Consider the following 13,764-nt stretch of genomic DNA (forward strand, 5'->3'; position numbering starts at 1 on the left):
GAAAGCGTTCTCCTTCACTTTTTTACAATGACTAGCACATTTTTAAAGCGCTTACATCAATGCTGTGATTTAAGAAGCTGCTCGCGGTATTGAGAAGGCGACATTTTACACACCTTTTTAAACACACGACTGAAATAATTGGGGTCCGTATATCCAATGTCAATCGCAATTTCTTTCACGCTTTGATCCGTTTTGCGCATAAGCTCCTTTGCTTTCTCAATTCGAAACTTCGTTAAGTAGTCGATGTAACTAATCTGAAAGCTGTCTTTAAAAATTTTGCTTAAATAATGCGGCGTCAGATCAAACTTATCTGCCATCGTTTCAAGTGAAATCATCGTATAATAATGTTCTTGAATATAGTTCTTCATTCGCTGTGCAATATCGTGTTCTTGCTGCTGATTCAGAATATGATGTGACTGCGTCAGTAAATCCATTAAATGTGAAGCCTCCCGTGCAATTTGTTCGTAGCTCATTCCAGTTAATACGATTGGTGCCGTAAAAGGATAGCCGATTTCCGTCATATAGCGCTTCATTGCCATCATCGTACTGCAAATGCGCTGCTGTGTTTCCAAAATTGAGCATGCGTGTTTTCGACAAAGTGAAATGGCTTCTTCAATTAACTGCTTGCTATCACTCCATTGGTTATCTTTCATTTTCTCAAACATCTGTTTTTCAATATTGGCATAAAGATCGTCAAATACGGATTCTTCTTCTTTCATGTCCTGATAAAAATGATATTTTTTAGAAGGGTAATTTCGGACTGAGCTCCTAATTGCTTCATGATACGAATGATGAATATCGTGAAGTGATACGTACGGGTTGCCAATTCCGACCGATAGATCCCCTTTGACACCATCAATGAGTTTTTTCGTCACAGCCAGAGCATTCGAGCGAAAGCTTCCTTCCTCAATAAAAATAATGAGCGGAATTTGACGATTTGAAAGGGCACCGATCCACCCTTTTGCATGCAAATAAAACATTTCTTTTACCTTTTTGTAAAGCTTATACTGCTCCTCAGACGTATCTTCTGAAAGGGTGAGCAAACAAACAAAGGCATTGGTCGTTGTTGAAACTTCCAATAGATCAAGCATTTCCTCTAGGTGAACGTCATGAACTTGGTCAAAAAGCAACTGCGATACAAGGTCCGTTTCCATAATCGGAAGCATTTTCTTTAACTTATTTGATACTTTTTCTTGTTCTTTCTGAGCGTGATTGGCGACAAGAATTTCATCAATCACTCCTTGAAGTGTTTCGACAATTACGTCTGGTTTGCTTGGTTTCAGCAAATAATCTTTTACACCTAAGCGAATGGCACTTTGCGCATAATCAAACGTGTCATAGGACGAAACAATGACTATACGGGCATTCCTCACTTCTTGCTTAATCTTTTTAATCGCCTCTAATCCATTAATTCCTGGCATTTTAATATCCATTAAAATTAAGTCTGGTTTGTAGCGCATCGCAAATTCAATTGCTTCCCGACCGTTTTCAGCACTTGCGACGACGCTTGTATTTGGAAGGTTGCGCTCAATAATTTTCTGAAGCGCAATACGTTCAATCTCTTCATCATCCACAATTAAAATTGTAATCATATGATTTCATCCTTTCGTTCAAATGGTAATAGAAGACTAACCGTTGTACCTTCATTTTTTCGACTAGAAACAGAGAAAATGTCATGTTTTCCGTAAAATAAAGACAGTCGTTTCACGACATTTTTCAACCCAATTCCCGTTGAACTCTCGTTTTGTGGCCGATCAAACTCATAGTTTTGTAAAAGCTGCTCCTGCTCTTTGCTCATACCTGCTCCGTCATCTTTGACTTGGATGAGAATTCCTTCTTCAACACGATTCACTCCGATAAAGATTGTTCCCCCTTTTTCGTACGGTTCGATTCCATGATTAAAGGCATTTTCCACAATGGGCTGTAGAACGAAATGCGGCATTTTAAAGTCTAAGCAATCTGGTGAAATCTGCAGAAAAAACGTAATTCGATTCGTAAACCGCGCTTTTAAAATCGTTAAATAATCGTTTATAAGCTCCATTTCTTCTCTTAACGTAACCGGCGTATTCACCTTTTTTAAGTTATAGCGAAGTAAATTTGCGACGGTTGTAATTAAATCACTCGTTTCATATGACTCTTCTAAATACGCTTTTTTCGCTAACGTGTTGAGCGTATTGTACAAGAAATGAGGATTAATCTGATGCTGTAGTCTTTTCAGTTCGCTTTCTTTTAATAGAAGCTGATACTCCTGCAATTCTTTTTCCACCTGTGCCTTTTGACGGATTTCCTCAATCAGGGTACGGATGTTTTGCCTCATATGCTCAAACGTTTTAGCAAGAAAGAACACTTCGTCATTGGACGTAATATGAATGGGCCGGTCAAAAAGCCCAGACGACAATTCCTTCGCTGCCATTGTTAACTCATTAATTGAGCGGGTAATCCCTTTTGAGAACATATAAGAAAAGCCAATTAAAATGAGGAACACTCCTCCGAGCGTCCATATGCCTAGACTCTGAAGCTTCCGACTTACATCGATGACAGACAAATAAAATTGTTTTTGAAAGGTAATTTCCTTTTTCATAAGTGTAAGCGTCGTGTTCGCTACATACTGCGAGATTTTCGTCGCCTCGTTATACTGATACGTCATTTCCTCAAGCTGCCCGAGCTTGAACGCTCGCAAAGATAAATCCATTGCTTCTACCTGACTCGAAATCATATTCGTATAATTCATCAGTACTGCCTGATTATCTGCGTTTTTTAAGGACGTGAGCTTTTTTCTCATTCCCGTTAGCTGCTGACGTTCTTTTTTGTAATCATCATTATATTTTTCACCTTGATTATTTAGCACATTACTTAAGTACAACAGTGACTGTTCACTTCTTGCAGACGTTTGGTGTAAAAGTAGGTATCGTTCTAAAATTTCATTATACTGTGCGTTCGTTTTTTGATTAAAATAGCCAATAACTGCCCAAAAGGAGCCCATGATCAGCAAAATGGTAATCGAAAGTAAAATAATTTTGCGCTGTATCGTCATCATGTTAGTTTCCTCCTATCCCAGAGGAAATGACGTGCGTATTTGTGTAGGAATGAGTTGGTAGCGGCAATTGTTTTCCTTCGAGCCAGGCGGACAGTTGCTGAACGCTTTTTAAGCCGATGCGGTGTAAATCATGTTCCACGCTTTCAACGATGGCACGTCTTCTCATTAAATTTGCAGCTTCTTCCGTATAGTCGAAGGAATAAATTGCATAATTTTCAACCGTTGAGCGATGTTCAATAGACGCAACAATCCCTGAGCTGTCGTTCTGTCCTAACCCAATAAAAGCGGACAGGTCAGGGTGTTCATTTAATAACAGATCGGTCTGCTGACTCGCATTTCGACTCATCACCTGATCTTGGGATAGTTCAATGAGATGAATATTTTGATAGACCTTCAAAGCCTGCTTTATCCCGGCTAATCTTAACTCTTGCAGGGACAAAAAATTACTGTCCTTTACGACCCCAATGTTCCCTTTACCATTTAAATAAGCCGCGATGTCTTTCCCTACCTTCACGCCTGATTGGATATGATCTGTACCTATATATGACTTTCGTAAGCTTGTTGGAATGTCATTAATAACCGTAAAAACGGGAATCCCGCTGACCGTCGCTTTATTAGCCATCTCCGTTATATGAGAATCGTTGATCGGTAGCAAAATAATGCCTTCTACTCGGGAAGCAATCGCCATGTTCATCGCCTCCTGCATCTCCTCTGCGTTCATTCGGTTCGATCCACTTATTTCAATGCTAATATGCTCCTTTTTCGCTTCGCTTTTCACGGCATTAATGAGCGGATTCCAGTAAGGGTTCCCAAGCTCCGGCGAAATGAACATAATGCGATACTTATATGGTGTTGGCAACGCCTGTACCCTAATGTCCGCTGCCGAATAAATCGAATACATTGAAAGAATAATCCCCAAGGCCAAACTTCCTCCAAGCAACCATCCAAACTTTCTCATCTTCCCCATCCCTTTTGTTGTAGTTCAAACATCCTATAAATTCTACTCTTGGATAGGAATCCCTTTTCCCTTTATTTGTAAAATGTCGTTTTTCAGCGAAAATAGGGGTAAGAACATAAAAAAAGCTTGAACAGTTTAATACCTGTCCAAGCTCTTTCCTTAATTTCCTCTAGCTTTTTTATTCGTTGCGGCGATGGCTTCATCGATAATAGTAGCAAAATCGTGATTCTGAAGCACCTTCAGCCCTTCTGCCGTCGCTCCACCAGGCGTTGTCACCTGCTCGCGAAGGTCAGATGGTTCTGTACCGCCTTTTAACATCGCCACAGATCCGTACAGCATCTGCACGACTAATTGTTTCGCTGTTTCATCATCAATGTTGAATTTCTTCGTTACATCAATGAGGCTTTCGGCGAAATAGTAAAGAAAAGCTGGTGCGCTTCCCGTTACGGCGGTTAAGTTATGTACTTCTTCTTCCGTACATTTTTGTGCTTCACCCATGCCTTTTAAAATCATCTCAAGTACTTCTTCATGCTCATCAGTTACGTGCTGTCCGACCGCATATAAAGACATTGACTCACCAATTGTAGCAGCTGTATTAGGCATAATCCATGCTGCTGGCGTGTTGGCAGGAAGATTCGCTTCTAAGTACGAAGGCCCGATTCCTGCAGCGACCGTTACTACTAGTTGTCCTGCTGTAAGTGCTGCTAATTCTTTGAGAAGCGGCTCATGAGCCTGTGGAGGCATCGCAAGCACAATGACGTTAGCGTGTGCAACAGCGCTTTTCCAATCTGTCGTTACCTGAAGGTCGTACGTTGATTTCAAGTAGTCAAGACGTGCCTCATCGCTCCGATTCGATACCGTAATGCTCTCGATGTGTTCCTTGCTCATTGTAAGGAGGCCAGAAAAAATAGCCTCAGCCATTCTTCCTGCCCCAATGAATAAAATACGCTGTGTGTTCATATGGTTGTCTCCCCTGTGATCACGAAAATTTGTATGTCCAAAACTCTTCGTTTTTCAACAGACGAGCGGCTTGCGGATCTGTTTCAATTTTCGTAAGGTCCATGTTGCCCATCATTCCTTCTGTTTGAGAACGATGTGCTTTAATAGCCTCAATTTTAATTTCTTTTACCGGTGATACGTCAATTCGCACATCAGGGTGTCCGATATGCTCAATTCGATCACGAGAGAATGCATGACACCAAACGACTGGGCGATCTTCTTCTTTCATACTTGCAACAGCGCGAAGCGTCGCTGCGCCTGTCGCGTTATGGTCAGGGTGAACCGCATATCCAGGGTAGTGTGTAATGATAAGCGTTGGTTTAACCTCATCGATAATCGCTTTAATTTTGCCTGAAAATTCATCTTCATCAAGGAATTCTAGCGTTTTATCGCGTAAGCCAAGCATACGAAGCTCATCTAATTGAAGCACCTTGCTTACTTCTTGTAGTTCGTGCTTACGGATTTTTGGGAGCGTTTCGCGGTTTGCAAATAGGGGTCTTCCCATATTGCGCCCCATTTCTCCAAGTGTAATACATGCATATGTCACTGATGCGCCGCGTTGCTTAGCTAGCGCAATTGTTCCTGCTGCTCCGAATGCCTCATCATCGGGATGAGGAAATACAACTAAAATACGTTCTTCCATGTTAATACTCTCCTTCCTTACGCGAATGGCGTATGACTTAACTGTAGGGCAATTGCTAGACGGCCATCGAAGTCGTGACCTGCCATTAATAGGCGGCCTTCCTCATCGATTTCCCAATCTGTAAGACCTTCAGCATAAATCCAGCCATCATTCATTTCCAAACCTACGCGGTAAGGACGATCACCTGTAATTTTACCTTGTTTGATTTGCACTTTTCCGTTGCGGATAAAAGCACCAACTGTCATTACTTTATCGTTAAAATGTGACGCATATGCACCATTTGTTGTTTCTAAGTGCACGTACACATCATCAGTAAAATAGTTCGTGAGTTGCTCTTGTAGTTTAACTTTATCTATCGGTTTCAAGCTTACTAGCTCCCTTCCATGTTCACTTATAGAGTATTGTACTAAAAAGTTTTACGGAATGATAATGTTTAGCTCGACTTTTTTTAACTGCTCATTCCAAGCAGTGGGGTTAAGTTCAAATGAAAGCGTTTCAAATGAGCGTTCTGTGATCTCCGGAATATCCACAATAATTTGTGCGAGTTCTCTGCTCAAAAAGGCGAATTCCTTTCCTTCTGTTAGCTTCTTTTTGTAACGATTAAAGCGCGTATCGAGCTTGTCAACGTCCTCATAAATTCCTTCTAGCGTCTTATATTCCTGAATGAGCGGAAGCGCCGCTTTTTCTCCCACACCCGGAACACCTGGGATGTTATCAGATCGGTCCCCAAGAAGCGACTTTACATCCACCCACTGAGTTGGTGAAATGCCATATTCGGCTTCAAAATCTGCTTTTGTATACACTTTATCGCCACGTTTTGGAACAGCGATGATTTGAGAGACGTTTTCATCAATTAATTGAAAAAGGTCTTTGTCATTGCTGTAAATAAAACAGTCGCTATTTTGTTCCCTCGACCATTTTGTTGCGAGCGCTCCTAGTAAGTCATCGGCTTCGTAAGGTGGGAGCGCAAGCTGTGCCACCCCAATTTCACGGAAGATGTGCGTAAGGGCCTCGTACTGATCAATGAGAGGACTCGGAAGCTCATTTCTTGTATTTTTGTATCCATCAAACAACTGCTTTCGTGACGTATCCTCGCGCTTGACGTCCCAAGCGACTAGTAAATGAGTTGGACGGTATGTATGAATGAGATCTAACAACTTTCGAAAAACAACGGGCAAAGCGCTAATACATAACCCTTGGCTATTACGGCGGAGCTGCTCCTCATCTCTTCCATAGGATGTTGCAAAATAGCACCTGCTTAATAAGTTAAATCCATCAATTAACAACAATTTGTTCATCGTATCTATCCCTCTCTGTTCTGCATCTTTTCTCTTTTCTATTGGCGCAAAATAGCTTATCCACTATATCATTTTCTAATTTTTAACGTCAATTTCTCCTGATGCTTTTTATTTTTCGCAGAGATAGATAGAAATCTTCATTTTACCCCAGAGCGCTACAAATTGAGGTTTAGTGTGTACTATTTATTAGGCATTGTTGTCAGAATACGTCACATATTTAAAGATTTTTCGCAAATGGCGATGTGTTTCTAAAAAATAGTCACGACAGGTGAATTATTAATTTTTTGTTAATGTTTTCCTAGTAGTTATTTGCCTTTTTAACATAATCTATTACAATGATAGAGGATAGGAAATAACCATGCATATTGTATTGAAGGTGTAAAAATGAAAAAAGCACGTCTTATTCTTATTATGAAGCTTTTCGCACTTATTTTATTATTCGGGCTGATTTTCTTTGATTTTGAAGACGGAGATGTTTCGTTAACCGTTAATGTTGTATCAGCAAGCATTATTTTTGTTATTTTTGTACTGAGTGATTTTTTCTTTGAGATAAAGCCATGGTTATTAAAAGGGTTACAGCTGTATATTTCAATTATGTTTTTTATCGTAGCAGTAATTGAAATGCATGAGATTATTAGCTCGATTTGTGCATTATCGATTGTCCTGCTGCCTTATCTCATGAATGAGCTCAAATAAAAAAGAAGTTCAGCGGAACTTCTTTTTTTATTTCCTATCCTAAACGATTCATAAGTTCATACGTTTTGACGTTGTGATAGACCGCTTCAAGAAGAGGAGTATGTTGATTCTTTTCCTTTGCGATGGTAAGAAGATAGCCCTGCAGATGCTCTACTTCAGTTGCATACCCTTTCTCCATATCCCGTAGCATCGATGATTTCATCTCATACGTCATGCTCTTCATCGTCTTCATCTGTGTATCTATAATCTCATCTGCTAGCGGGGCATCAATCGCCTTCATCACACCTTCTACCTCTTGAAACAATTGCCTTGTCAGCGCGTCTCCACCCTTTACCTCTAGAATCGGACCGACTGGTGCTCGCATTAACGTTGTGACGCCTGATAGTACGGTAATAAATAAATACTTATGCCAAATTTCCTGTAGAATGTTCTCCTTGTATAAGAAGGATGCCTTTGTGCTCGTAAAGGCGGATGACATTTCACGGACAATATGGACTTGATCGTCGTGCAACGCACCAAACAGGGCATTGTGAGAAGGACTTGTTTGGATAATATGCCCTTCTGCATTTAACGTTGTTTCAATAAAGCACAGTCCACCTAGCACTTTTTCCGCTCCAAACGCTTCTTTTAATACGTCTAGGTGTTGAAATCCATTTAACAATGGCCAAATATATGTATTTTCACTTATGTAGGGCTTAATATCTTCGATCGCTTGAGCAAGATGATACGCCTTTGTCGAAAGCATCACTATGTCAAATGGCTCTGCTTCTTCCCAAGATACTAAAAGGGTTGGAATTAAATGAGCATCTCCGTGATAACTTTCAATGACGAGTCCCGTCTTCTCTAGTTGTGCTCTACGTTTCTTTCGAACTAAAAACGTTACGTCATGCCCATCCTCTTGCAATCGACCGCCAAAATAACCGCCAATCCCTCCTGCTCCCACTACTAAAATTCTCATAGTTCTCCTCCTAAATTCAGAATATTCCTTTAATAGTTTATCACATCATAAATAAAGAAGGAAATAAAGCTCTACGCATCAAAACTTGTTATAATGAAAGACAGAATCTTGATAGAAGAAAGCACAAAGGTTGGAGATGCATAATGAAAAAAGTAGAAATTTATATTTTGTCAGGCTTTTTAGGAAGCGGAAAAACGACGCTTTTACAAAGAGCTCTACAAGAAGAACAGTCAAAAGGTCGTAAAGTAGCGGTCATTATGAACGAGCTCGGCGAAACGTCGATTGATTCAAACGCCGTACCGGGCGAAACACCTTTGAAGGAGCTATTAAACGGCTGCGTATGTTGCACAATTCAAGGTCAGCTCGAAACACAGCTTCATTCCATGCTCCAGGAGTACGAGCTTGACGCGATTTATCTAGAAACGACCGGTGTTGCTCACCCTGTTGAGGTGCTTGATGCCTGTATGTCTCCCTTATTCGCTGAGCAAATTACGATTAAAGGAATTATTACAACCATTGACGCTGCCCGCTGGCGTTCTAGGGACAGCTTAAGCATTCAGCTTCAGCGTTTGCTTCATGAGCAGGTTCATCACGCGGATACGATTTTAATTAACAAAGTGGATCAACTTTCTGAGGCGGAACAAGCGGCGATTTTATATGAAATTCAATCTATTAACGCTACGGCGAAAACGTTTCTTACACAGTTTTCAAAGGTTGATTTAAAATTCCTTCAAAGTGGTCAAAACAAGCGAAAAGGAAATCATGAACAGGCTCATGTCCACGATTACCTGCATTTAAAAACGTATGTTCATACGTTTACAAGTAAAATTGACGTTGATCAGTTTGAGCAATGGCTGCGCGAAATGCCTGATACGATCTACCGAATTAAGGGTTATCTTCGCTTCACTCACTCTGATGAAGTATACATGTTTCAATATTCCTACGGGATGCCTATTTATATGAAAGAATTAATGAAGCTTCCTTCTACCCTTGTTTTTATCGGTGAAAATCTGGATCATCAAAAACTACAGCAAGAGCTTCAACAGCTTGAAGCTTCCTCAACACAATAAGAAAAGCCGGCTTTGACCGGCTTTTTAACTATTTTGAACGCGCCTTAGTACTTCAAACGCTCGATTTCCAGCTAATTGAGTGAGCACTTCCCACTTTTCATCTCGTTTTAAATCTAGTTCAATAATTTGCTTTGCAAGCTCAACAACTTTCGAGTAATCCACTTTTTGAGGTTCCATCGCTCTGCCCCTTATCGTATATGATATCTACATCATACGTATTTTCTTCAATCGTGACATTATTTATGTTAGATTTCCTTACATATTTATTCTCTTTTCTTACATAAACATGTTAGAATATTTAACATGAAGAATAAGATGAGCCACCACGCGGGTTCTAGCAAAGCAAAAATCCGTCCTTCACCCTAGACCATACACATTCAGTCTACAACACACTTAAAATTTGAAGAGGTGAAAAGCTTGAATACGAATGAATCTTCCTACCGAGACAAAAAAGTAATGTCTATTGGCATTGTCAAAGAATTAACCGGTTTATCCGAGCGTCAAATCCGTTACTATGAAAAACGACAGCTCCTTTTTCCAGAACGAACGGATACAGGCATTCGCAAATATTCATTTTCTGATGTTGAACGGTTAATGGAAATTGCAGATCGTATTGAAGAAGGTGTTCAAACCCACGAAATCAGAACCGAGCTTGCGAAAAAAGATGAGAAAAAAGCAAAAGACGTTCGAGATCAAATGATACGCGGTCAAATTAATGCACATTTTCATCAAAAACTTTAACACTATGTAACGACCTATTGCTTCCTACATAAGGACCTAGGTTCACTAAAAAGCGGCTCTTCTTTAGTGAACCTCTTTATGCATAATATAACCCCTTTAATTCCCATCCGTTTCAAATTTCCCTTACCTTCTCAATCAGATGTCCTATCTAAGATTCGATCTTACGCCCCACGTTCCCTCTCTTTTTTATTCATTTCTCAAAAAAGTATATCCTTTGATGCACCTTAACGTATATTGCGTATGTTTCGCTACTAAAAATGATCTTTAATCACTATAGGAATGCGCTAAACTTTGACGATATAATCAGCTATGTGAATAAGTTAGAAATGAGGGGAAGTTTTGGCAAACAAGATTTTATCCAAATGTTTGATTGGAATCCTATTGGTGACCTGTTTTTTTGGTACACAGCACTCGACGTACGCTTCTACTCCATCTACTTATAGCGCAACCGTTACTGCAACAACGTTAAACGTCCGCTCTACCCCGTCTACATCGGGTAGTATTATCGGTTCTTTCAAGCACAATCAGCGAATTAATGTGCTTGCAGAACAAAACGGATGGGGCAAAGTAATGGTTGGGCAAAAGAGCGGTTGGATTGCCGTTCGCTATGTAAAAAAAGTTGCGTCGCCGACTACAAACGCCTACGTGAACGCTACAACATTAAACGTGCGTAGCACACCTAGCACGAGCAGCGCCATTGTAGCTACCTTAAAAAAAGGGCAAGCAATAACCGTTTTAAAAACGTCTGGCTCCTGGTTGCAAATTAAAACGCCTAGTGGAAAAACAGGATGGGTCGCTAAACAGTATACAAGCACCCAGCCAACTTCTAAGTTAACGCTCACAGCAAATGCAAATTTACGTCAAGGTCCAGGAACAAATTATCCCATTGTAAAGCAAGGGAAAAAGAATGACACGTATTCAATCGTGACGAAACAGAATGACTGGGTTAAAATTCAGCTTTCTGCTAGTAAAACCGCTTGGGTCGCGTCATGGTTGACGTCACTGTCTGCCGATCCTAGTGTCCTAAAAGGAAAAGTGCTTGTGCTCGATCCTGGACATGGTGGAAAGGATTCAGGCACCATTGGAGCAGACGGTACATACGAGAAGACAGTAGCGCTTCGAACAGCAAAGCTAGTTGAATCACGCCTTGAAAGCACTGGTGCAAAAGTAGTGATGACAAGAGACGGTGATACATATCCAACTCTTTCAGATCGCGTTGCTATCAGTCATAAGTACCACGCGGACGCATTCATCAGCATGCACTATAATTCTGCTGGAAAAAGCGCAAGCGGTATTGAAAGCTATTACTACACGGAATCAAAAGATAAAAATCTAGCAACCTATATTCAAAAAGGTCTTGTGAAATATACGGGCATGAAGGATTTAGGCGTAGCAAAAGGTGATTTTCACGTGATTCGTGAAAATCAAGATCCAGCTACTTTACTAGAGTTAGGATTTTTATCGAATCCAAATGAAGAAGATAAAATCCTAACGAATTCCTTTCAGCAAAATGCAGCAAAAGGAATTGTTGAAGGCATTACGAACTATTTTAACTCGATTAAATAAAAGAAACGCAGTGCCAGTGGCGCTGCGTTTCTTTTATGACAATTATTTTTCCCAAACGTCGTCCATCAAGGTTTGAATCTCACGTTCGCGTTTTTTTGTCTCTTCCTCATCTCTCACCCATTTTCCATTCACAAGGAGAACCACATCTCCCACACGAACGTCAGCGTGAACGATGTCTTTTGAAACGTCCTCTGTTTGACCGTGAATTTCAATTACAACAAAATCATCTTCAAAACGATCAACGATCCCTTTCATCTCGTTCACTTCCTTTAGTTAGGCGTAAAATCTGTATGAGCCGTTGTGGAGATTCCTTGTGCGGCGATCGAAATATCTCCGTTAACGGTGTATCCAGCGGCTGCTCTTCCGATTCGAAACGGCAGCATCGCGACTCCCTGTGCGTTCGTAACGGCCGTATACGTTGTATCCGTTGATTTGTAGGCTAGGTTAAGCGTTACATCTGCTCCGCCTACAGGCTGCCCCGTCTCATTTTTAACGGTCACCGTTACGGTTACCTCTTCATTCTGATGCGGATGATTATCATCAATACGGGCCGTTGCCGTTAGTTTTTCAGCATGAGAAGAAGATGCAGGTACTGAAGAAACAGGTGGTGCTTTCGGTGCAAGCTTCGGTACTGCAACCACTGCCGCCTTCTTACCTGTATATGCCCACTCATGCTTGTTGACTTCCATGTTTGTGCCGTCCGTTTTAAACACAATCGTTCCATCCGTATCGTTGCGATAGATTTTTACACCGTTGCGATGAAGGCGATCAAGCACTTCGCTTGTTGGATGACCGTAGGAGTTTTTCCCGACCTGAATGACTGCATATGTTGGTTGAACAGCATTTACCAGTTCTTCACTAGTCGAATGATTGCTTCCATGATGCCCCGTTAAAAGAACCGTTGAATTTAAATTAACGCCTGACTGTATCCACTTTTTCTCAGTCGGAATCCCTGCGTCACCCGTTAATAGGAACGACTTCGTGCCGTATTGCATGTGCACGACCGCACTCATTTCATTCGTATGAGAATCCTCTTCCATTGGAGAGATCATATCAACCTTCATATTCGGATCAAGACTTAAAGCGAGACCTGATTTTGCAGTGGTGACTTTTAACCCTTTATTTTTAATGGATGTTAAGACAGATTGAAACGTTTGGGTGTTGCTTTGAATTTTCGGCATATACACCTTCCCAATATCAAACGAATCAATCACGGCGTCGATTCCGCCAATGTGATCGGCATCAGGATGTGTTCCGATGACCACATCCACTTTTTTCACACCGAGCTTTTGTAAGTAGGCCACCATCGTCTCTTCGACATCGTTATTGCCCCCATCAATGACCATTACCTTTTTATTTGGCATAACAATCACCTGTGCGGCACCTTGACCGACGTCTACAAAATGAACCTCTAAGTTATTTTTCGTGGATGATTTAGGCGCAACCGACACGGGTGCGTCTTTTTCTGCCACCTTGTGGCTATCCTCTGTTTTACTCACGCTTGCTTCTTTTTTCTCTACCTTTACTTTCGTATGCCCTTCTGTTGAAGAAGGCTGATCGACTGATGGCGACAGCGCTGCCCCGATCATCATCATAATGAACGCAACTAAAATAGAAAGAGCACTCGCTTTCCGACTAGAAAGGCGTAATAACCGGACGTTTCCCTTAATGACGCCCATAATCCCTAGCAGACCGCCCACCATTCCTAGTAAGATGAGAATTGTACTAATCGCTTCCAAATGTATGCCTCTTTTCTTGAGCTTGTATGTAAGAATTTTACCGTTTTGCTCCTAATTTC

General features: G+C 41.0%; 15 protein-coding genes. 4 read left to right on the forward strand and 11 right to left on the reverse strand.

Annotation, left to right across the window (positions count from 1 at the left end; translation table 11 throughout):
• Positions 1–56: 56 nt before the first annotated feature.
• The 7 genes from AMD01_RS10850 to AMD01_RS10880 form a co-directional block, all read right to left on the reverse strand.
• The gene (locus AMD01_RS10850) at positions 57–1,592 is read right to left on the reverse strand and encodes a response regulator (RefSeq protein ID WP_053401421.1); all 1,536 of its coding nucleotides are present in this window, start codon (positions 1,590–1,592) and stop codon (positions 57–59) included.
• Positions 1,589–3,037, reverse strand: coding sequence for a sensor histidine kinase (locus tag AMD01_RS10855; protein ID WP_053401422.1), 1,449 nt, complete (start codon positions 3,035–3,037; stop codon positions 1,589–1,591). The genes AMD01_RS10850 and AMD01_RS10855 overlap by 4 nt, the downstream gene beginning before the upstream one ends.
• 1 nt (position 3,038) lies before the next feature.
• Entirely contained in the window at positions 3,039–3,995 is a 957-nt protein-coding gene (locus AMD01_RS10860) for a sugar ABC transporter substrate-binding protein (RefSeq protein ID WP_053401423.1), read from the reverse strand.
• 159 nt (positions 3,996–4,154) lie between these two features.
• Entirely contained in the window at positions 4,155–4,955 is an 801-nt protein-coding gene (gene proC, locus AMD01_RS10865) for a pyrroline-5-carboxylate reductase (protein ID WP_053401424.1), read from the reverse strand.
• A gap of 19 nt (positions 4,956–4,974) precedes the next feature.
• Positions 4,975–5,637, reverse strand: a complete 663-nt coding sequence (gene bshB2, locus AMD01_RS10870) for a bacillithiol biosynthesis deacetylase BshB2 (RefSeq protein WP_053401425.1) — start codon at positions 5,635–5,637, stop codon at positions 4,975–4,977.
• Between the two features lie 17 nt (positions 5,638–5,654).
• The gene (locus AMD01_RS10875) at positions 5,655–6,002 is read right to left on the reverse strand and encodes a YojF family protein (RefSeq protein ID WP_053401426.1); all 348 of its coding nucleotides are present in this window, start codon (positions 6,000–6,002) and stop codon (positions 5,655–5,657) included.
• Between the two features lie 51 nt (positions 6,003–6,053).
• Positions 6,054–6,935, reverse strand: a complete 882-nt coding sequence (locus tag AMD01_RS10880; RefSeq protein WP_053401427.1) for a 5'-3' exonuclease — start codon at positions 6,933–6,935, stop codon at positions 6,054–6,056.
• A gap of 384 nt (positions 6,936–7,319) precedes the next feature.
• Here AMD01_RS10880 and AMD01_RS10885 point away from each other — a divergent pair, with 384 nt between their 5' ends.
• Positions 7,320–7,631, forward strand: coding sequence for a hypothetical protein (locus AMD01_RS10885; RefSeq protein ID WP_053401428.1), 312 nt, complete (start codon positions 7,320–7,322; stop codon positions 7,629–7,631).
• Positions 7,632–7,665: 34 nt separating this feature from the next.
• On the opposite strand, the gene AMD01_RS10890 is transcribed toward AMD01_RS10885, so the two are convergent.
• Positions 7,666–8,589, reverse strand: a complete 924-nt coding sequence (locus tag AMD01_RS10890; RefSeq protein ID WP_053401429.1) for a ketopantoate reductase family protein — start codon at positions 8,587–8,589, stop codon at positions 7,666–7,668.
• A gap of 143 nt (positions 8,590–8,732) precedes the next feature.
• Between AMD01_RS10890 and AMD01_RS10895 the strand changes: the two genes are divergently transcribed.
• Positions 8,733–9,659: a CobW family GTP-binding protein gene (locus tag AMD01_RS10895; RefSeq protein WP_053401430.1), complete on the forward strand. Its 927-nt coding sequence runs from the start codon at positions 8,733–8,735 to the stop codon at positions 9,657–9,659.
• A gap of 24 nt (positions 9,660–9,683) precedes the next feature.
• Here AMD01_RS10895 and AMD01_RS24480 read toward each other — a convergent pair whose 3' ends face one another.
• Positions 9,684–9,836, reverse strand: a complete 153-nt coding sequence (locus AMD01_RS24480) for a hypothetical protein (protein WP_169775953.1) — start codon at positions 9,834–9,836, stop codon at positions 9,684–9,686.
• Between the two features lie 240 nt (positions 9,837–10,076).
• Between AMD01_RS24480 and AMD01_RS10900 the strand changes: the two genes are divergently transcribed.
• Both AMD01_RS10900 and AMD01_RS10905 read left to right on the forward strand, forming a co-directional pair.
• The gene (locus AMD01_RS10900) at positions 10,077–10,400 is read left to right on the forward strand and encodes a MerR family transcriptional regulator (protein WP_053401431.1); all 324 of its coding nucleotides are present in this window, start codon (positions 10,077–10,079) and stop codon (positions 10,398–10,400) included.
• A gap of 339 nt (positions 10,401–10,739) precedes the next feature.
• The gene (locus AMD01_RS10905) at positions 10,740–11,966 is read left to right on the forward strand and encodes an N-acetylmuramoyl-L-alanine amidase family protein (RefSeq protein WP_053401432.1); all 1,227 of its coding nucleotides are present in this window, start codon (positions 10,740–10,742) and stop codon (positions 11,964–11,966) included.
• Between the two features lie 42 nt (positions 11,967–12,008).
• Here the strand turns inward: AMD01_RS10905 and AMD01_RS10910 are convergent, their stop codons facing one another.
• Positions 12,009–12,221: a DUF3006 domain-containing protein gene (locus AMD01_RS10910; protein ID WP_053401433.1), complete on the reverse strand. Its 213-nt coding sequence runs from the start codon at positions 12,219–12,221 to the stop codon at positions 12,009–12,011.
• Positions 12,222–12,235: 14 nt separating this feature from the next.
• A complete protein-coding gene (locus AMD01_RS10915; protein ID WP_053401434.1) occupies positions 12,236–13,705 on the reverse strand; it encodes an MBL fold metallo-hydrolase in 1,470 nt (489 codons plus the stop codon).
• Between the last annotated feature and the right edge of the window lie 59 nt (positions 13,706–13,764).

The sequence above is a fragment of the Priestia koreensis genome (genome assembly GCF_001274935.1).
In the GTDB taxonomy this organism is placed as follows: Bacteria; Bacillota; Bacilli; order Bacillales; family Bacillaceae_H; genus Bacillus_AG; species Bacillus_AG koreensis.

Excerpts from the sequence above, each read along its gene's own strand:
- AMD01_RS10850 (WP_053401421.1), bottom strand. The coding sequence starts at position 1,592 with ATGATTACAATTTTAATTGTGGATGATGAAGAGATTGAACGTATTGCG.
- AMD01_RS10855 (WP_053401422.1), bottom strand. The coding sequence starts at position 3,037 with ATGATGACGATACAGCGCAAAATTATTTTACTTTCGATTACCATTTTG.
- AMD01_RS10860 (WP_053401423.1), bottom strand. The coding sequence starts at position 3,995 with ATGAGAAAGTTTGGATGGTTGCTTGGAGGAAGTTTGGCCTTGGGGATT.
- proC (WP_053401424.1), bottom strand. The coding sequence starts at position 4,955 with ATGAACACACAGCGTATTTTATTCATTGGGGCAGGAAGAATGGCTGAG.
- bshB2 (WP_053401425.1), bottom strand. The coding sequence starts at position 5,637 with ATGGAAGAACGTATTTTAGTTGTATTTCCTCATCCCGATGATGAGGCA.
- AMD01_RS10880 (WP_053401427.1), bottom strand. The coding sequence starts at position 6,935 with ATGAACAAATTGTTGTTAATTGATGGATTTAACTTATTAAGCAGGTGC.
- AMD01_RS10885 (WP_053401428.1), top strand. The coding sequence starts at position 7,320 with ATGAAAAAAGCACGTCTTATTCTTATTATGAAGCTTTTCGCACTTATT.
- AMD01_RS10890 (WP_053401429.1), bottom strand. The coding sequence starts at position 8,589 with ATGAGAATTTTAGTAGTGGGAGCAGGAGGGATTGGCGGTTATTTTGGC.
- AMD01_RS10895 (WP_053401430.1), top strand. The coding sequence starts at position 8,733 with ATGAAAAAAGTAGAAATTTATATTTTGTCAGGCTTTTTAGGAAGCGGA.
- AMD01_RS24480 (WP_169775953.1), bottom strand. The coding sequence starts at position 9,836 with ATGGAACCTCAAAAAGTGGATTACTCGAAAGTTGTTGAGCTTGCAAAG.
- AMD01_RS10910 (WP_053401433.1), bottom strand. The coding sequence starts at position 12,221 with ATGAAAGGGATCGTTGATCGTTTTGAAGATGATTTTGTTGTAATTGAA.